Origin of the sequence: uncultured Cellulomonas sp. (assembly GCF_947494015.1) — a bacterium.
Lineage (GTDB): Bacteria > Actinomycetota > Actinomycetes > Actinomycetales > Cellulomonadaceae > Pengzhenrongella.
In genome coordinates, this window is sequence record NZ_CANLTL010000004.1 from 261,904 (window position 1) to 279,651 (window position 17,748).

A 17,748-nucleotide genomic window follows, 5' to 3' on the forward strand; every position below is an offset into this window, starting at 1 on the left:
GTGGGTTCCTTCCGGGAGGGTCGGCGCGCCGCTGTCGGCGCCCGGTCGAGTCTAGTGGCGACGCGCGGGAGGTCCTGCGGAGGCGGCACACTGGCCGCGGTCCGTCCGCCGTCGTCCCGTCAGGAGCCCGTCATGGCCCGCACCATCGCCACCGCCGACCGCATCTCGCGCGCCGAGCTGCTCGAGTTCGTCCGGCCGCGCCACCACGCCGTCCTGATGACCACGCGCGCCTCGGGCCTGCCGCAGCTGTCGCCGGTGACCTGCGGCCTGGACGACGACGGCCGGCTCGTCGTGTCGACGTACCCCGAGCGCGCCAAGGCGGTGAACCTGCGCCGCGACCCGCGGGCGTCCGCGTGCGTGCTGTCCGACGACTTCGGTGGCGCGTGGGTGCAGGTCGACGGCACCGCCGAGGTCATCGACATGCCCGACGCCGTGGAGCCGCTGGTCGAGTACTACCGCAACATCGCCGGTGAGCACCCGGACTGGGACGAGTACCGCGAGGCCATGCGCCGCCAGGACAAGTCGCTCATCCGCCTGACCATCGACTCCTGGGGGCCGGTCGCGACCGGCGGCTTCCCCGCCCGCCTCGCCGACGCCTGACGATCCCGGGCTGCCGGTCGGTCGGCGGCCCGTGCCTCAGAACAGCGTGGGCTGAAGACCGCCGGGCTCGAGCGCCCCCACGTGCGCCGTCGGCCCGTCCGCGCCCCAGCCGACCAGGCTCCCGGTCGGGAACGAGCCCTCCTCGGGCCGCGGGATGCCCCCGGCCTGCCGCTCGGACCGGCGGTCGAAGCCGTGGGCACGCAGCAGCGGCGCGGTGCGCTCGCGCAGCCAGTCCCTGTACCGGGTGGGCACGTAGGCGCCGGTCGCGTACAGCCGCCGGTACCGACCCACGAGGCTCGGGTGCTCACGAGCCAGCCAGTCGAGGTACCACGGCTTGACCGAGCCGCGCAGGTGCAGCGGCAGCACCGTGACCCCGGTCGCGCCCGCGTCGGCGAGCTCGCCCAGCAGCGCGTCCAGGTGCTCCACGGTGTCGGTGAGCCATGGCAGCACCGGGGCGACCATCACCCCGCAGGGCAGGCCGGCGTCCCGGACGGCGCGGACGAGGTCGAGCCGCGCGCGCGGCAGCGGGGTCCCCGGCTCCACCGCCTGCTGCAGGGCCGGGTCGAGCACGGCCAGGGAGACGCCGATGCCGACGGGGACCGCGGCGGCGGCGCGCTGCAGCAGCGGCAGGTCCCGGCGCAACAGCGGTCCCTTGGTGAGGATGGAGAACGGCGTGCCGCTGCCGGCGAGCGCCTCGATGATGCCCGGCATGAGCCCGTAACGGCCCTCCGGGCGCTGGTACGGGTCGGTGTTGGTGCCGAGCGCGACGTGCTCGCGCCGCCACGACGGGCGCGCGAGCTCCGCGCGCAGCACCTCGACGACGTTCGTCTTGACGACGACCTGCGTCTCGAAGTCGCGCCCGGCGTCGAGGTCCAGGTACTCGTGCGTGGGGCGCGCGTAGCAGTAGGTGCACGCGTGCAGGCAGCCGCGCGTCGGGTTGACGGTCCACCGGAACGGCATGCTGGACGCGGGCGGCACCTTGTTCAGCGCGCTCTTGCACGCCACCTCGTGGAACGTGACGCCGGCGAAGTCCGGTGTCCGCACGCTGCGCACCAGCCCCGCCAGGGTCAGCCCCGGCAGCACGCCGTCGGTCCCCGCCACCCGCTGCCCGTCCCATCGCACCCGCGCAGTCGAACACATGTTCGACTGCCGCGCAAGGCTCGTCCCGGCGAGGGCCTCGGGCCGCGCGCGGCGCAGGCCGCGCGTCGACCGGGTCAGACGGCGGGCACCACCTGGGGCCACCGGTCTGCGGCGGGCGGCTCCCAGGTCGCCGGATCCGCCTCGACCTGTTCCCCCGACCGGATGTCCTTGACCTGGTCCGCGGTGGCCCCGACCGTCGAGCCGTCGTCGGCGGTGCCGGCCGGCAGGCCCGGGAACCAGACGAACGGGACCCCGCGCCGGTCGGCGTACCGGATCTGCTTGCCGAACTTCGCAGCGGTCGGCGCGACCTCCACCGGGATCCCCCGGGCTCGCAGCGCCGTCGCGACCGCGTCGGACACGGCGCGGGTGTCCTCGCTGGTGACGGCGACGACGACGGCGCTGGGGACGGACCTCGACGCCCGGACCAGGCCCGCGGAGAGCAGCCGGGACACCAGCCGCGACACCCCGACCGACAGGCCGACCCCCGGGTACGTGGTCGCGCCGTCCGACGCGAGGGTGTCGTAGCGCCCGCCGGAGCAGATCGAGCCGAGGCCCTCGTGCCCGACCAGCACGGTCTCGTAGACCGAGCCCGTGTAGTAGTCGAGCCCCCGCGCGATCCGCAGGTCCGCGACGACGACGCCCGGTGCGCGCTGCGCCGCGGCCGCCACCAGCGCACGGAGCTCGCCGAGGCCGGTCTCCAGCAGGTCGGACACCACCCCGTGCCGGGCGGCGAGGTCACGCACGCGGTCCACGACGCCGGTGTCGGCACCGGAGATCGCGGCCAGGTCCAGGCACGCGGTGGCCTGCTCGGGCGTGGCTGCCGCCTCGGCGACCAGGAGCTCGGCGACGGCGTCGGGCCCGATCTTGTCCAGCTTGTCGATGCTGCGCAGGACGGCGTCGACGTCGTCCAGGCCGAGCCCCCGGTAGAAGCCCTCGGCGACCCGGCGGTTGTTGACCATGATCCGCACCGGAGGCATCCCGATCGACGCCAGGGAGCCGAGCGCCTCGGCGATCACCAGCGGCAGCTCGACCTCGTAGTGGCCGGGCAGCTCGCCGGCACCCACCACGTCGATGTCGGCCTGGACGAACTCCCGGAACCGCCCGTCCTGGGGGCGCTCACCGCGCCACACCTTCTGCACCTGGTACCGCTTGAACGGGAAGGCGAGGTGGCCGGCGTTCTCCAGCACGTACCGGGCGAACGGCACGGTGAGGTCGAAGTGCAGGCCGAGCTGACGGTCGTCCGCGGCCCGGGCAGCGTCGACGGCCTCGGCGGCGGTCGTCCACGGGGTGTCCTCCTGGAGCCGGCGCAGGACGTAGACCTCCTTCGACGTCTCGCCCTTGCGCAGCAGCTGGTCCAGGGGCTCCACCGCCCGCGTCTCGATCCCGGCGAACCCGTGGAGCTCGAAGGTGCGCTGCAGCGCCGCCAGGACGTGCTGCTCGACGATGCGGTCAGCAGGCAGCCACTCGGGGAATCCGGACAGGGGGGTGGGACGGGCCATGGGCGGTCATCCTGCCAGGAAGGAGTTGGTGCGCAGCTCGTGGTCCAGCCGGGTCACCGGCCCGTGACCGGGCAGGACGAGGGTCGCCTCGGCGAGCGTCGAGACCCGGTCGCGCAGGGTCGTGGTCATGGTCGCGGGGTCCCCGCCCGGCAGGTCGGTGCGGCCGATGCTGCCCGCGAAGAGCACGTCGCCGGTGAGCGCGGTCCCGCCGGCGTTGTGCAGCAGGTCGCCCAGGGCGGGCGTGTCGGGCAGCTCGCTGCCCGGTCCCGGGACGCCGGCGAGCAGCAGGACCGTCGCGCCCTCGGTGTGCCCGGGCGCGTGGACGGCGAGCATCGGCGCCCCGCCGAAGCGCAGACCAGCGAGGTCCGGCTCGGCCGCCTGCGGCCCGATGTCCCAGGTCTGCACCCGGTCGGGGCGTCGGTACTGCGACGGAGGCATGCCCGCCGCGGCGAGGGCCTGGGCGAGCGGACCCTCGGCGTCATGCATGCCCGCGGCGATCGGGCCCAGGGTGCCGAAGGGGTCGTCCAGCCGGTACTCGTCCGCGCCGTGCAGGTGCAGGGCGACGCCGTAGCGGTCGCCGAGGTGCGCTGCGTCCCAGGTGTGGTCGACGTGCCCGTGCGTCGCCAGCAGGGCGACCGGGCGGAGCCGGTGCCGGGTCACGGCGGCCTCCACCGCGGCCGCCACGCCCCCGCCGGGGTCGACGATGACGCAGGAGACGCCGTCGTCGGCGACCAGCACGTAGCAGTTCGTCGCGAACACGGGCGCGACGGCGGTCAGGATGAGCATGGGCTCAGGCTACTGACGACGGCGGGCCCGGATCGGCGAGGCGGATCGACCCGGTGTCTTGCCTAGACTGTGCGCGCGGGCGGTGCCGACCGGTCGCGCCGCGACCACGTGCCACGAGGAGGTCTGGTGTCGCCCCCGAGCAAGCGCGAGCGCGAGACCGCACGCCGGCGCCTGGAGCGCCGCGAGCAGCTCGCGGCCCAGCAGGCGGCGGCCCGCGCGCACCGGCGGCGGGTCGCGCTCGCCGCCCTCGCGGTGCTGGTCGCCCTCGTGCTCGTCGTCGTCGCCGTCGTCGTCCTCGGGGACGACGACGCACCGGGCGCCCAGCGCACGACGGCACCCGACCCGTCGGTCGCCGAGGACCGGATCTGGACCGGGACGATCAGCACCGACGTCGGGGACCTCGGCATCGAGCTCGACGGCACCGCGGCACCGCAGTCGGTCGCCTCGTTCGTGACCCTGGCCCGGGACGGCTACTTCGACGAGACGTCGTGCCACCGCCTGACGACGGGCGGCACCCTCAAGGTGCTGCAGTGCGGCGACCCCACCGGCAGCGGCAGCGGCGGGCCGGGCTACAGGTTCGGGCCGGTCGAGAACGCGCCGGCGGACGACGTCTACCCGGCGGGCACGATCGCCATGGCTCGCGTCGGCAACGACGCGCGGTCCATGGGGAGCCAGTTCTTCCTCGTGTACGAGGACTCGATGATTCCCGCCGATCAGGCGGGTGGCTACACCGTTCTCGGCCGCATCACGTCCGGCTTGGACGTCGTGCAGGCAGTCGCGGACGCCGGCGTAGAGGGCGGTGGGTCCGACGGACGCCCCGCCACCGGTGTCACCATCCAGGGAGTTGAGACCCAGTGACCGAGCACACCACCGACACCACCGGCGACGACACGCAGCGTGGGGGGCCGGCCGCTCCCGAGACCCCCGAACCCGTCGCCGACTCGCCGGACACGTCGCCGTCCGCGGCGACGGAGGCCACCGACGAGCCGACCGACGCCGCGCAGACCACCGAGCCGGAGGCCGACGGCGCACCAGCCGAGCCGGAGGCCGACGCCGCAGCAGCCGAGGCCGAGCCGGACGCCGCCCCCGTGGTCCCGGCGTCCGACGAGGCGCCCACTCCCGACGTGCCGTCCAGCGAGACGTCGGACGCGCGAGGCGACGGGCTGGCCGTGCCCGCGGCAGAGGCCGCCGGACTCACCGCCCCGGACCCCGACGCCGCGCCGGCGGACCAGGCGCGGGTGGCGCCGGCGGAGCCCGGGGCGACGACGTCCGTGGACGCGGACCAGCTGGCCGAGCCCGCGACGGAGGCCGTCGAGGCCCCCGCGGAGCCGGCCGGCACCGCGGACACCGCGCCGTCGTCAGGCACCGCGCCGTCGTCAGGCACCGCGCCGTCGTCAGGCACTGCGCCGTCGCCGCGTCCGGCACCGCGCCCCATGCCGCGGCCGGTGCCCCGCCCGTCCGCGCGAGCACCGCAGGCCCCGACCGCCGCGGCCGCGCCCGCGGCGCCCGTCGCCCCGCCGCAGGACGCCGCCGAGGCCGCACATGCCGCGACCTTCGGCCGGGTCGACGACGAGGGCACCGTGTACGTCCGCGAGGGGGACGGCGAGCGTGCCGTCGGGCAGTTCCCGGGTGCGACCGCCGAGGAGGCGCTGGCGCTGTACGTCCGCCGGTACCTGGACCTGCACGCGAAGGTCGTGCTGTTCGAGGCGCGGATCGGCTCGGCCGACCTGCCGGCCAAGGAGGTCGACCAGACGCTCGCCAAGCTCACCGAGGAGCTCGCCGAGCCGGCGGCCGTCGGCGACCTCGAGGGGCTGCGCGGGCGCCTGGAGGCGCTGCGGTCCGTCGCGGCCGAGCGTCGTGCCGCGGCCGACGCCGAGCGGGCGGCCGCGAAGGAGGCCGCCGTCGCTGCGCGCACCGCCATCGTCGAGCAGGCCGAGAAGATCGCCGGCACCGACCCCGAGCGGATCCAGTGGCGGCCGGCCGGCGAGCAGCTGCGCCAGCTGCTCGACCAGTGGAAGGACGCCCAGCGCCACGGTCCGCGCATCGACCGGCCGACCGAGGAGTCGCTGTGGAAGCGGTTCAGCCACGCGCGCACCACCTTCGACCGTGAGCGGCGGCACTTCTTCGCCGAGCTCGAGAGCCGCAACGCCACGGCCCGCGCGGCCAAGGAGGCGCTCGTCGCACAGGCCGAGCGCCTGTCCGCGAGCACCGACTGGGGCGTCACCGCCGGGGCGTACCGCGACCTGATGGCGCAGTGGAAGGCCAGCGGCCGCGCGAGCCGCAAGGACGACGACGCGCTCTGGGCCCGGTTCCGCGCCGCGCAGGACGCCTTCTTCTCCGCGCGCGACGCCGCCTCCGCCGAGACCGACGCCGAGTTCCGGGCGAACCTCGAGGTCAAGGAGGCGCTGCTGGTCGAGGCCGAGCGGCTGGTGCCGATCAAGGACCTGGCCGCAGCCAAGTCGGCGCTGCGCTCGATCCAGGACCGGTGGGACGCGGCGGGCAAGGTCCCGCGCGCCGACCTCCAGCGTGTGGAGGGCCGGCTCCGGGCGGTGGAGAACGCGGTCCGCGACGCCGACCAGTCGGCGTGGACCCGCGGCAACCCCGAGACCCGGGCCCGCGCGGAGGGTGCGGCCGCGCAGCTCGAGGCCGCGATCGCGGGGCTGCGGGCGGACCTCGAGGCCGCCCAGGCGGCCGGGGACGCCCGGCGCATCGCCGAGGCCCAGGCCGCGCTCGACGCGCGCACCGCCTGGCTCGAGCAGGTCCGGCGCGCGGCCGAGACGTCCTGACCCGCGACCGGTGACCGCCGGGCCCGGTCACCGGCCGCCGTCCACGGCCCGGGGCGGTGCGCGGCCGTCGTCCACACCGGGCGCCGGCCGCGCCACCGCGGGCCGCCCCCGCTGCATCCTTGCTCGGTGACCGCCCTCAGGCTGCTCCGGACGTCCTGCCGCACCGTGCCCGACTGCGTCCGGGTCGACGACGTCGGCCCGGTCACCTGGCAGACCCTGCTGCGCGACGGCGTCCTCGTGCCGGTGTGGGGTGACGTCGCGGTCCCCGCGGGCCGGCCGGCCGGCCCCGACGTCCGGGCGCTGGCCGTGCGGTGCCTGGTGCCGCCGCGCGCCGTGCTGGGCCGCGCGGCGGCGGTCTGGGTGCACGCCGGTGGACCGCAGCCGGCGCGGTTCGCGGTGCTGGTGGCCCCCAAGGTGAGACGGCCCTCGCCGCACCCGGCGCGGGTGCCGCACGAGTGCCCCCTGCCGGCGGGCGACGTCGTCCGGCTCGGTGACGTGGCGGTGACGACCGTCGGGCGGACCGCCGTGGACGTGGCACGCCACCTGCCCGAGGACGAGGCCGTGGTGCTCCTGCGGCGGCTGGCCGCGCACACCGGCCTGGACCTGACCGCCGTCCGGCACGCCGCCGCCGCGCTCGGTGCCCGCGACGGCGGGCCGCGGGTACGGGGCGTGCTCGCCCGGGCGCAGGGCCCCGGTCCGCCGAGCCCGCCTCAGCCCTCCTCGGCCGCTGCGGTCAGGACTGGGGCGCCGGCACCCCGGACGCCTTGGACCCGGTGATGCGGTACACGTCGAACACCCCGTCGATCCTGCGCACCGCGGACAGCACCGACGCGAGGTGACCGGGCTCGGCCATCTCGAACACGAACCGGGACATCGCGACCCGGTCCCGGGTGGTGGACACCGTCGCGGACAGGATGTCGACGTGGTGGTCGGACAGCACCCGGGTCACGTCGGACAGCAGGCGGCTGCGGTCCAGCGCCTCCACCTGGATCTGCACGAGGAACAGCGCCGAGCCACCCTGCGTCCAGGACACGTCCACGACCCGCTCGGGCTGCGCGAGCAGGCTCTCGACGTTGACGCAGTCGGTCCGGTGAACGCTCACACCGGCGCCGCGCGTCACGAAGCCCATGATCTGGTCGCCGGGGACCGGCGTGCAGCACTTGGCGAGCTTGACCCAGATGTCGTCCAGTCCCTTGACCTCGACCCCGGGGTCGCCGGTGCGGACCCGGCGCGCGGTCCGCCCGGGGCGCGCCGTCTCGGCGATGTCCTCCTCCGCCCCCGGCTCGCCGCCCAGGGCGTGCACGAGGCGCTGGACCACGGTCGCGGCCGAGACCTGGCCCTCACCGATCGCCGCGTACAGCCCCGAGACGTCGGGGAACCGCATCTCGTGGGCGAGCGCGACGAGAGCCTCGTGCGAGAGCAGCCGCTGGATCGGCAGGTTCTGCTTGCGCATCGCCTTGGCGATGGCGTCCTTGCCGTGCTCGATCGCCTCCTCGCGGCGCTCCTTGGAGAACCACTGGCGGATCTTGTTGCGGGCCCGCGGGCTCTTGACGAACCCGAGCCAGTCGCGGCTCGGCCCCGCGGTCTCGGACCTGGAGGTGAAGACGTCGACGACGTCGCCGTTCTCGAGCGTGGAGTCCAGCGGGACCAGGCGGCCGTTGACGCGCGCGCCCATGGTGCGGTGCCCGACCTCGGTGTGGACCGCGTAGGCGAAGTCCACGGGGGTGGAGCCGGCCGGCAGCGCCATCACGTCGCCCTTGGGGGTGAAGACATACACCTCCGCCCCGGCGATCTCGAACCGCAGCGACTCCAGGAACTCCGAGGGGTCGGCGGTCTCCTTCTGCCAGTCCACGAGCTGGCGCAGCCAGGCCATGTCGTTGCCGGCGGCGTCGGTGACCTGGGGGGTGTTCTTGGCCACCTCCTTGTACTTCCAGTGCGCGGCGACCCCGTACTCGGCCCGCCGGTGCATGTCGTGGGTGCGGATCTGGATCTCCACCGGCTTGCCGCCGGGCCCGATGACCGTGGTGTGCAGCGACTGGTACAGGTTGAACTTCGGCATCGCGATGTAGTCCTTGAACCGGCCGGGGACCGGGTTCCACCGCGCGTGCAGGGCACCGAGCGCCGCATAGCAGTCGCGGACGGAGTCCACCAGGACCCGCACACCGACGAGGTCGTAGATGTCCGCGAAGTCGCGCCCGCGCACGATCATCTTCTGGTAGATCGAGTAGTAGTGCTTGGGCCGCCCGGTGACCGTGGCCTTGATCTTCGCCGAGCGCAGATCCACACCCACCTGGTCGCGCACGACGGCGAGGTACTCCTCGCGCGCGGGCGCGCGCTCCGCGACCAGCCGCACGATCTCGTCGTACACCTTGGGGTAGAGCGTCGCGAAGGACAGGTCCTCGAGCTCCCACTTGAGGGTGTTCATGCCGAGCCGGTGCGCCAGCGGGGCGTAGATCTCCAGGGTCTCGCGCGCCTTGCGCTCCGCGGACGCCGCCGGGACGAACTTCCACGTCCGCGCGTTGTGCAGCCGGTCGGCGAGCTTGATCACCAGCACCCGGATGTCGCGGGCCATCGCCACGACCATCTTGCGGACCGTCTCGGCCTGCGCGGCGTCGCCGTACTTGACCTTGTCCAGCTTGGTCACGCCGTCGACGAGCATCGCCACCTCCGGACCGAAGCCCTTGCGGAGCTGGTCCAGGGAGTACTCGGTGTCCTCCACCGTGTCGTGCAGGAGCGCCGCGGCGAGGGTGGCGGTGGTCATGCCCAGCTCGGCGAGGATGGTGGCCACGGCGACCGGGTGCGTGATGTACGGGTCGCCGCTCTTGCGCAGCTGGCCGCGGTGCGCCCGCTCGGCGACCGCGTAGGCGCGCTCGATGACGCCGAGGTCCGCCTTGGGGTGGTTCGTGCGGATCGCCTGCATGAGCGGCCCGAGACCCGGCGTCGCGGCGCTGTGCCGGGTGCCGAACCGCACCAGCCGCGACCGGACCCGGCTACCGCCGGCACCCTCGGCGACCGGTCCCTCGACCACCGGAGCGGGCGTGTCGGGCCCCGCGGGCGCCTCAGTGCGCGCCGTCCGCGTGTTCTCGCTCATCAGACCCCCTTCGCCACCGGAGTGCGACCGTGCCCGAGCACCGTGCAACCCGACGATCCTACGTCCGCGGGCCCGCCCTGCCGTCCGCGTCGTCCATCGACGCGGGGGCCGCGACCTCACCCCGCGCGGGCCCCGCATCGGCGGGACCGTGGCGGCCGACCGCACCGTGGCGGCCGCACCGGGTCCGCCGACGCCGGACCGGGTGCGGTCAGCCGACCGACAGCAGAGCAGCGACGTCCCGCCCGGCCAGCCGACCTCGGCCGCCCAGGGCGCGCAGCTCGAGCAGGAAGGCCAGCCCGACGACGACGCCGCCGGCGCGCTCGACGAGGTCGGCGGTCGCCGCGGCGGTCCCCCCGGTCGCCAGCACGTCGTCGAGCACCAGCACGCGGGCGCCGGCCGGGATCGTGTGCGGGTGCAGCTCGATCTCGGCCGCCGCATACTCCAGCGCGTACGACGCCGCCAGCGACGGGCCCGGCAGCTTGCCGGCCTTGCGGACCGGGACGAACCCGGCGCCCAGGGCGACCGCGACGGGGGCGCCGAGGATGAACCCGCGGGCCTCCATCCCGGCCACCAGGTCGACCCCGCCCAGGCCGGTCCCGTGCCGCGCGAGGTGGTCGACCACCTCGCGCAGCACGGCGCCGTCGGCCAGCAGCGGGGTGATGTCCTTGAACGTCACCCCGGCCGTGGGCCAGTCCGGCACGTCCCGGACCAGCGCACCGACCCGCTCACCGAGGTCGGCGGCGTCGTGCGCCGTCACCGCTTGGGGCCGCGGCGGCGACGCGGCTGGGCGGCGGTGCCCAGGTGCTGACCCGGCACGACGTGCGCCGACGGCGCCGCGGCGGCACCCGCCAGCGCGGGGGCGCCGTCCCCGGTGGTCGCGCCCTGCGGCGCGCGCGCATCCAGCACGTCGGCGGTGTGCTGGGCGATGCGTGGCTCGCGTGAGCGCAGCGTGACCTCGAGCGGGGTGGCGAGGAACACCGAGGAGAAGGTCCCGACGACCATGCCCACGAACAGGGCGAGCGCGATGTCGCGCAGCGTCCCCGCGCCGAGCAGGAACGCCCCGACGAACAGGATGGCGGCCACCGGCAGGACCGCGACGACCGAGGTGTTGATCGACCGCACCAGGGTCTGGTTGACCGCGAGGTTGGCCTGCTCGGCGTACGTCGACCGGTGCTGCTGGAAGACGCCGGCGGTGTTCTCCCGGACCTTGTCGAACACGACGACCGTGTCGTACAGCGAGTAGCCGAGGATCGTCAGGAAGCCGATCACCGTGGCGGGGGTGACCTCCCAGCCGACCAGCGCGTAGATGCCGACCGTGATGACCAGGTCGTGACCGAGCGCGAGCAGCGCGGCGGCTGCCATCCGCCACGCGCGGAAGTACACGGTCATCACCACGGCGACCAGCGCGAGGAAGACCACCAGCCCCGTGATGGCCTTGCTCGAGACGTCCTGGCCCCACGACGGCCCGATGAAGGCGCTGGTGACGTCGTCCTCGCTCACCCCGTAGGCGTCGGCGAGGGCGCCGCGGACCTGGACCACCTCCTCGGCGGTCAGCTCGGCGGTCTGGACGCGGATCGCGGACCCGCCGACCGTGGTGACGCGCGGCACCTCCTCGGCGGAGACCTCCGCGACGGCGTCGACGGCGGGCTGCTGATCCGTGGTCTGGACGCCCGAGACGGTGAACTGCGACCCGCCGCGGAACTCGATGCCCGGGTTGAGCCCCCGCACGCCGAGCAGCAGCGCGGACAGCGCGACGATCACCAGCGCGATCGTGTACCAGGTGCGGCGCTTGCCCACGATGTCGTACGACCTGCGCCCCGTGTAGAGGTCGTTGCCCCACTGGGCGAATCCGGCGGCGGCCATCAGGACTCGCTCCCCTCGGTGGTGGTGTCGGGTGCGGCAGGGTCGGCGGCCCGCTCGCGCTCACGCTGGGCCGCCCGCTCGGCGGCGCGGCGCTCGGCGATGGTCTGCCGTCCGTCCGACGGCGCACCGGCGACCGGGCCGGTGCGGGGGCCGAGGCCCGCGCCGTCGGCGGAGAGCCGGTGGCTGCCGGAGGCGACGGCGACCGGGTGGGCGTCCGGGCCCGACGACGTGTCACCGAGCAGCGGGTCCCCTCCCGCCGCGCGAGCGCCCCCCGCGCCGGAGGTGGTCGCCGGCGTCGCGTGGGCGACGCGGCCCCGACCGGCGTACACCGGCCCCCGCGCCGCGAGGCGCCGCGGGTCCAGGCCGGACAGCCGGTGGCCGCTGCTGAAGAAGCGCGACCGGGCGGCCAGCTGCATGACGGGGTGGGTGAACAGCATCACCACGACGAGGTCGATCACGGTCGTCAGACCGAGGGTGAACGCGAACCCGCGCACCCCGCCGACGGCGAGGAAGTACAGGACGACCGCGGCGAGGAACGACACGGCGTCCGACGCGAGGATGGTGCGGCGGGCACGCTGCCAGCCGCGGTCCACGGCACCGACCAGGGTCCGGCCCTCGCGCAGCTCGTCGCGGATGCGCTCGAAGTAGACGATGAAGGAGTCCGCGGTGATGCCGATCGCGACGATGAGGCCGGCGACGCCCGGCAGGCTCAGCCGGTAGCCCTGCAGCCACGACAGCACCGTGATCACCCCGTAGGTGAGCAGCGCCGCGACCAGCAGCGACGCGATCGTCACCAGGCCGAGCGCGCGGTACTGGACCAGCGAGTACAGCGCGACCAGGGCCAGGCCGATGGCACCGGCGATCAGGCCGTTGCGGAGCTGCTCCGAGCCCAGCGTCGCGGAGATCTGCTCCTCGCTCTGCACCTCGAACGTGAGCGGCAGCGCACCGAAGTTGAGCTGGTTGGCCAGCGTCGCGGCGGTCTCGCGGGTGAAGGAGCCGGAGATCTCGGCGTTGCCGTCGGAGATGATGACGCCCGGGCTGAGGCTCGGAGCGGAGATGACGAGGCCGTCGAGGACCATCGCGAACTGGTTCTGCGGGGCGGGCAGGCCCTGCAGGCGGGTCGTCACGTCGCGGAACAGCCGCGTGCCCTCGCCGTCGAAGTCCAGGTTCACGACCCACTGGCCCGTGGTGGCGCCGGTCTGCGTGGACTGCAGGCCGGAGGTCGCGCTGGCGAGCTGGTCCCCGCGCACCTCGACCGGACCCAGCAGGTACTTGGCGGTGCCGTCGACGTCGCAGGTGACCAGCGCGGCGTCCTCGGGACCGGTCGTCCCACCGGTCAGGTTCGCCGGGTCGGTGCAGTCGAGGCTCTCGAGCTGCTGCTGGACCTCGGGCGTGAGGTAGAACGCGATGTCGCTGGCCGACTCCGGGCCGGCAGCGGCCGGGTCCTCGGGGGCCGGCTCGACGGCCGGGTCCCCGGGGGCCGGCGCCTCGGTGGCGGGCTCGTCGGTGGTCGGCTCGAACGCGGCGGAATTCTCGATCACGGCGTCGCCGGTCGGGCTCTCCTGCGGCGTGGGGTCCTCGGCCGGCGCCTCGACGGCGGGGTCCTCGGCCGGCGCCTCGACGGCGGGGTCCTCGGCCGGCGCCTCGACGGCGGGGTCCTCGGCGGCCGGCACCTCGGCAGCGGGGTCGATCGGGGTCGGGGCGGTGATCGCCAGCACCGGACGGAACCGCATCTGCGCGGACGTGCGGACCAGGTCGAGGGTCTCCTCCGACGGGGTGCCGGGCAGCCCGACGACGATGTTCGTCCCGCCCTGGCTGGTGATCTCCGCCTCGGCGACGCCGGACGAGTCGACGCGCTGGCGGATGATGGCGATCGCCTGGTCGATCGTCTCGTCGGTGACCTCCTCACCGTCCTCGGTCACCGGGGTGAGGATGAGCTGGGTGCCGCCCTCGAGGTCCAGGGCGAGCTCGGGTGCCCAGCTCGCGTCCGACCACCGGGTCCCCGCCGCGATCGCGCCGATCAGCGCGGCGACGATCACAGCGAGCGTGACCAGGGTCCGGACGGGCCGCGAGCGGCGTGATGTCGATGCCAACGTGACGTCTCTTCTCGTGCGCGCACCGCCCGCAGGCGCAGGCGGTGCAGTGGCGTGTCAGGGCCGGCGCGCCCGTCTGCCCGGGGCGCGCCGACGGGTCAGCGGGGGGAGGTGCCGTCGTCGCGGCGGCCGTCGTCGAGGGTCGACAGGTCGTCCGGGACGTCGATCCGGGCGGAGTGCGACCCCGCGCCGCGGTCCGGGCGCACGTCGCCGGTCACCGGCACGTCGCGCTCGTCGTCGAGCGTCGCGGCGTCCCCGTCGTCGTACGTCCCGTCCGCGGCGAGCTCGTCCTCGTACGTCCCGTCGTCGTACGCCTCGTCGTCCGTCTCGTCGTACTCCTCCTCGTCGTCGGCGACCACGTCCTCGGCCGGCGGGACGAGCTTGGCGATGGCGGCGCGGATCCAGCGGGTCTCGTTGCCGGGGGTCGACTCGAGCGTGATCGTGTCCCCGTCGACCTCGACGATGGTGCCGTACAGCCCCGACCCGGTCATGACGTCCTGGCCGACCTCCAGGTTGGCGCGGAAGTCGGCCGCCTCCCGCTGCTGCTTGCGCGTCCGGCTCGTCATGAGCCACATGGCGCCGAAGGCGAGGAGAAGGATGATCAGGAAGGAGGGGTCCATGGGGGATGACACGTCTCTCGGGTCGTCGGATGTCCGCAGCAGTCTAGGCGCCGCCACGCCGCCCTCCCAACGACCCGGTCACGGCGGGGACGGCGGGTGCGTCGACGGGCCTCAGGCGAACAGCGTGTCGCTGCCGCCGAGGGGCGGCGTCAGGCCGAGGTGCGTCCACGCGCCCGGCATCGCGACCCGCCCTCGGGGGGTGCGTCCGACCAGTCCCTCGCGGACGAGGAACGGTTCGGCGACCGTCTCGACCGTCTCCGGCTCCTCCCCCACGGCGACCGCGAGCGTGGTCAGGCCCACCGGTCCGCCCCCGAAGCGGGTGCACAGCGCCGTGAGCACGGCACGGTCGAGCCGGTCGAGGCCGAGCGCGTCGACCTCGTAGACGTCCAGCGCGGCGCGCGCGGCGCCCAGGTCCAGGGTCCCGTCGCCGCGTACCTGGGCCCAGTCGCGAACCCGGCGCAGCAGCCGGTTGGCGATGCGCGGGGTGCCGCGCGACCGGGAGGCGACCTCGGTCGCCGCGTCCGGGTGCAGGTCGACGCCGAGCAGGTGCGCCGAGCGGACGAGCACCCGCTCCAGCTCGTCCGCGGAGTAGAAGTCCAGGTGCCCGGTGAAGCCGAACCGGTCCCGCAGCGGTGCCGGCAGCAGCCCCGCGCGCGTGGTCGCCCCCACCACGGTGAACGGTGGGAGCGCGAGCGGGATCGCGCTCGCGCCCGCCCCCTTGCCGACGACGACGTCCACCCGGAAGTCCTCCATGGCCACGTACAGCAGCTCCTCGGCCGGCCGGGCGAGCCGGTGGATCTCGTCGAGGAACAGCACCTCGCCCTCCTCGAGCGAGGACAGCACGGCCGCGAGGTCGCCGGCGTGCTGGATGGCGGGGCCGGAGGTGAGCCGCAGCGGGGCGCCGAGCTCGGCGGCGATGATCATGGCCAGCGTCGTCTTGCCCAGCCCGGGCGGGCCGGACAGCAGCACGTGGTCCGGCGCCCGGCCGCGGCCGAGCGCCGCCTGCAGCACGAGCGAGAGCTGGTCGCGCACGACCCGCTGCCCGACGAACTCCTCCAGCCGGCGCGGCCGCAGCGCCGCCTCGGCCGCGCGCTCGACGTCGTCGGCCCCGGGCTCGACGAGGCGCTCGGTGGTGAGCCCGGCGTCCTCAGCCACGGCCGGACCCCAGCGCGCGCAGCGCGGACCGCAGGATGCCGGCGACGTCGGCGTCGCTCACGGGCGGGGCGGCGTCGTCCACCACCCCGCCGACGGCGTCCTCGGCCGCCTTGGCGTTCCACCCCAGGCCGACGAGCGCCTCGACGACCTCGGTGCGTCGGTCGGCCGCCACGGGGACCGGCGCGGGCGTGCTGCCCGTGGTGCCCAGCGGCGCGCCGAGCTTGCCCGCGAGCTCCAGGACGATCCGCTGGGCGCCCTTGTGCCCGATGCCGGGGACCCGCTTGAGCGTGGTGAGGTCCTCGGTGGAGACGGCGCGGCGCAGCGTGTCGGGGCTGTGCACGGCGAGCATGGCCAGCGCGAGGCGGGGGCCGACGCCGGAGACGGTCTGCAGGGTCTCGAACACGGCCCGCTCGTCCGGGTCGGCGAACCCGAACAGGGTCAGGGACTCCTCACGCACCACGAGGCTGGTCGACAGGGTGGCCGCTTCCCCCACCGTCAGGCTGCCCAGGGTGGACGGGGTGGCATGCACGAGCAGCCCGACCCCGCCGACCTCGACGACGGCCCCGTCCAGCCGGACCTGCTGCACCGTCCCGCGAACCGACGCGATCACCGCTCACACCCACCCTTACGCCTGCACCCGGGCAGCACCGGGCGAACACCTGTACGAACGCGCGTCACCGTAACAACTGCGCTCACCCGCGGGTGGGCCGACGCGCCGCGTGCTCCGCGGCCGCCCAGGCGCGCTGCGCCGGGGTCATGGCCTGCAGCGGACGCTGCGGCGCCGACAGCGCCCCCGCCGGCCGCCACAGGTGGCAGATCGCCAGAGCCAGCGCGTCCGCGGCGTCGGCCGGCGTGGGCAGCTCGGCCAGCCCGAGGATCTGGGCGACCATCCGCTGGACCTGGACCTTCTGCGCCCGGCCGGATCCGGTGACGGCGGCCTTGATCTCGCTCGGCGTGTGCAGCGCCACCGGGATCTTGCGCCGAGCGGCCGCGAGCATGGCGATCCCGGCGACCTGCGCGGTCCCGATGACGGTGCTGACGTCGTCGGCGGCGAAGTACCGCTCGACCGCGACGACGTCCGGGGCGTGCCGGTCGATCCAGCCCTCGACCTGCTCGGAGATGGCCAGCAGCCGCTGGTCGATGTCCTCGGTCGACGACGACCGGGCCACCCCGACCGCGACCAGCGCGGCCCGGCGCGCGGGCAGGGCGTCGACGACCCCGAGCCCGCACCGCGTCAGGCCGGGGTCCACTCCGAGAACACGCACGGCCCCACTCTCCCAGCCGGGAGCGGTGGAGCCGTGCAGGGACGCGGGCGCGCCGGGGTGCGGCTCAGTCGTCCTCGAGCTCGGCCATGACCTCGTCGGAGGCGTCGAAGTTCGCGTAGACCTCCTGGACGTCGTCCAGGTCCTCGAGCGCGTCGATCAACCGCAGGATCTTGCGGGCGCCCTCGACGTCCACCTCGATCTGGGTGGCCGGGTGGAAGACGACGTCGGCCGAGTCGTACTCGATGCCGGCGTCCTGCAGCGCGGTGCGGACCGCGACGACGTCGGTCGCCTCGGACAAGATCTCGAACGTGTCGCCGTAGTCGTTGACCTCCTCGGCGCCCGCGTCCAGGACGGCCTCCATGACGGAGTCCTCGGTGACGCCGTCGGCCTTGGGGACCACCACGATCCCCTTGCGGGAGAAGAGATAGGACACCGAGCCGGGGTCGGCCATCTGCCCGCCGTTGCGGGTGAACGCCACCCGCACGTCCGAGGCGGCGCGGTTGCGGTTGTCGGTCAGGCACTCGACGAGCACCGCGACCCCGCCCGAGCCGTATCCCTCGTACATGATCGTGGAGTACTCGGCGCCGCCGGCCTCCTGGCCGGACCCCCGCTTGAGGGCTCGGTCGATGTTGTCGTTGGGGACCGACGACTTCTTCGCCTTCTGGACCGCGTCGAACAGGGTCGGGTTCCCGGCCAGGTCCGCCCCGCCGGTCCGGGCCGCGACCTCGATGTTCTTGATGAGCTTGGCGAACAGCTTGCTCCGCTTGGCGTCGACCACGGCCTTCTTGTGCTTCGTGGTGGCCCACTTGGAGTGACCCGACATCCCTACTCCTCCGTCTGCGCCCGTCGC

At 74.8% G+C, this 17,748-nt stretch carries 16 protein-coding genes; 4 read left to right on the forward strand and 12 right to left on the reverse strand.

The annotated features are described in order from the left end of the window. Window positions 1–132 precede the first annotated feature (132 nt). Window positions 133–600: a PPOX class F420-dependent oxidoreductase gene (locus Q0840_RS06665; protein WP_298457822.1), complete on the forward strand. Its 468-nt coding sequence runs from the start codon at window positions 133–135 to the stop codon at window positions 598–600. Window positions 601–636: 36 nt separating this feature from the next. Here the strand turns inward: Q0840_RS06665 and Q0840_RS06670 are convergent, their stop codons facing one another. The 3 genes from Q0840_RS06670 to Q0840_RS06680 form a co-directional block, all read right to left on the reverse strand. Further along, window positions 637–1,722 (reverse strand): Rv2578c family radical SAM protein, encoded by a 1,086-nt coding sequence (locus Q0840_RS06670; RefSeq protein ID WP_298457824.1) that lies wholly within the window; start codon window positions 1,720–1,722, stop codon window positions 637–639. A 92-nt stretch (window positions 1,723–1,814) separates the two neighbouring features. After that, the gene (hisS, locus tag Q0840_RS06675) at window positions 1,815–3,239 is read right to left on the reverse strand and encodes a histidine--tRNA ligase (protein ID WP_298457826.1); all 1,425 of its coding nucleotides are present in this window, start codon (window positions 3,237–3,239) and stop codon (window positions 1,815–1,817) included. Window positions 3,240–3,245: 6 nt separating this feature from the next. Beyond that, window positions 3,246–4,025: an MBL fold metallo-hydrolase gene (locus Q0840_RS06680; protein ID WP_298457829.1), complete on the reverse strand. Its 780-nt coding sequence runs from the start codon at window positions 4,023–4,025 to the stop codon at window positions 3,246–3,248. 126 nt (window positions 4,026–4,151) lie between these two features. Between Q0840_RS06680 and Q0840_RS06685 the strand changes: the two genes are divergently transcribed. The 3 genes from Q0840_RS06685 (at window position 4,152) to Q0840_RS06695 (ending at window position 7,588) form a co-directional block, all read left to right on the forward strand. Beyond that, complete coding sequence (locus Q0840_RS06685; RefSeq protein ID WP_298457832.1) at window positions 4,152–4,883, forward strand: peptidylprolyl isomerase; 732 nt, start codon at window positions 4,152–4,154, stop codon at window positions 4,881–4,883. Then, window positions 4,880–6,811 carry a DUF349 domain-containing protein gene (locus Q0840_RS06690; RefSeq protein ID WP_298457835.1) on the forward strand — a complete coding sequence of 644 codons (1,932 nt, stop codon included), beginning with the start codon at window positions 4,880–4,882 and terminating at the stop codon, window positions 6,809–6,811. Before Q0840_RS06685 ends, Q0840_RS06690 begins: the two co-directional genes overlap by 4 nt. 126 nt (window positions 6,812–6,937) lie before the next feature. Continuing rightward, a complete protein-coding gene (locus tag Q0840_RS06695; protein ID WP_298457838.1) occupies window positions 6,938–7,588 on the forward strand; it encodes a hypothetical protein in 651 nt (216 codons plus the stop codon). On the opposite strand, the gene Q0840_RS06700 is transcribed toward Q0840_RS06695, so the two are convergent. The 9 genes from Q0840_RS06700 to Q0840_RS06740 form a co-directional block, all read right to left on the reverse strand. Then, window positions 7,545–9,902, reverse strand: a complete 2,358-nt coding sequence (locus tag Q0840_RS06700) for a bifunctional (p)ppGpp synthetase/guanosine-3',5'-bis(diphosphate) 3'-pyrophosphohydrolase (protein WP_298457841.1) — start codon at window positions 9,900–9,902, stop codon at window positions 7,545–7,547. The genes Q0840_RS06695 and Q0840_RS06700 overlap by 44 nt on opposite strands. A 208-nt stretch (window positions 9,903–10,110) precedes the next feature. After that, a complete protein-coding gene (locus tag Q0840_RS06705) occupies window positions 10,111–10,659 on the reverse strand; it encodes an adenine phosphoribosyltransferase (protein WP_298457845.1) in 549 nt (182 codons plus the stop codon). Beyond that, the gene (gene secF / locus Q0840_RS06710) at window positions 10,656–11,765 is read right to left on the reverse strand and encodes a protein translocase subunit SecF (protein ID WP_298457846.1); all 1,110 of its coding nucleotides are present in this window, start codon (window positions 11,763–11,765) and stop codon (window positions 10,656–10,658) included. The genes Q0840_RS06705 and secF overlap by 4 nt, the downstream gene beginning before the upstream one ends. After that, window positions 11,765–13,804 (reverse strand): protein translocase subunit SecD, encoded by a 2,040-nt coding sequence (gene secD, locus Q0840_RS06715; protein ID WP_298457847.1) that lies wholly within the window; start codon window positions 13,802–13,804, stop codon window positions 11,765–11,767. The genes secF and secD overlap by 1 nt, the downstream gene beginning before the upstream one ends. A gap of 152 nt (window positions 13,805–13,956) precedes the next feature. Continuing rightward, window positions 13,957–14,478: a preprotein translocase subunit YajC gene (gene yajC / locus Q0840_RS06720; protein WP_298457848.1), complete on the reverse strand. Its 522-nt coding sequence runs from the start codon at window positions 14,476–14,478 to the stop codon at window positions 13,957–13,959. 111 nt (window positions 14,479–14,589) lie between these two features. Continuing rightward, a complete protein-coding gene (gene ruvB / locus Q0840_RS06725; protein WP_298457850.1) occupies window positions 14,590–15,633 on the reverse strand; it encodes a Holliday junction branch migration DNA helicase RuvB in 1,044 nt (347 codons plus the stop codon). Beyond that, complete coding sequence (ruvA, locus tag Q0840_RS06730; protein ID WP_298457852.1) at window positions 15,626–16,243, reverse strand: Holliday junction branch migration protein RuvA; 618 nt, start codon at window positions 16,241–16,243, stop codon at window positions 15,626–15,628. Before ruvA ends, ruvB begins: the two co-directional genes overlap by 8 nt. A gap of 82 nt (window positions 16,244–16,325) precedes the next feature. Continuing rightward, window positions 16,326–16,898 carry a crossover junction endodeoxyribonuclease RuvC gene (gene ruvC, locus Q0840_RS06735; RefSeq protein ID WP_298457854.1) on the reverse strand — a complete coding sequence of 191 codons (573 nt, stop codon included), beginning with the start codon at window positions 16,896–16,898 and terminating at the stop codon, window positions 16,326–16,328. 64 nt (window positions 16,899–16,962) lie between these two features. Then, a complete protein-coding gene (locus Q0840_RS06740) occupies window positions 16,963–17,721 on the reverse strand; it encodes a YebC/PmpR family DNA-binding transcriptional regulator (protein ID WP_298457857.1) in 759 nt (252 codons plus the stop codon). Window positions 17,722–17,748 lie beyond the last annotated feature (27 nt).

Excerpts from the sequence above, each read along its gene's own strand:
- yajC (WP_298457848.1), bottom strand. The coding sequence starts at position 14,478 with ATGGACCCCTCCTTCCTGATCATCCTTCTCCTCGCCTTCGGCGCCATG.
- Q0840_RS06740 (WP_298457857.1), bottom strand. The coding sequence starts at position 17,721 with ATGTCGGGTCACTCCAAGTGGGCCACCACGAAGCACAAGAAGGCCGTG.
- secF (WP_298457846.1), bottom strand. The coding sequence starts at position 11,765 with ATGGCCGCCGCCGGATTCGCCCAGTGGGGCAACGACCTCTACACGGGG.
- Q0840_RS06665 (WP_298457822.1), top strand. The coding sequence starts at position 133 with ATGGCCCGCACCATCGCCACCGCCGACCGCATCTCGCGCGCCGAGCTG.
- Q0840_RS06700 (WP_298457841.1), bottom strand. The coding sequence starts at position 9,902 with ATGAGCGAGAACACGCGGACGGCGCGCACTGAGGCGCCCGCGGGGCCC.
- Q0840_RS06680 (WP_298457829.1), bottom strand. The coding sequence starts at position 4,025 with ATGCTCATCCTGACCGCCGTCGCGCCCGTGTTCGCGACGAACTGCTAC.
- hisS (WP_298457826.1), bottom strand. The coding sequence starts at position 3,239 with ATGGCCCGTCCCACCCCCCTGTCCGGATTCCCCGAGTGGCTGCCTGCT.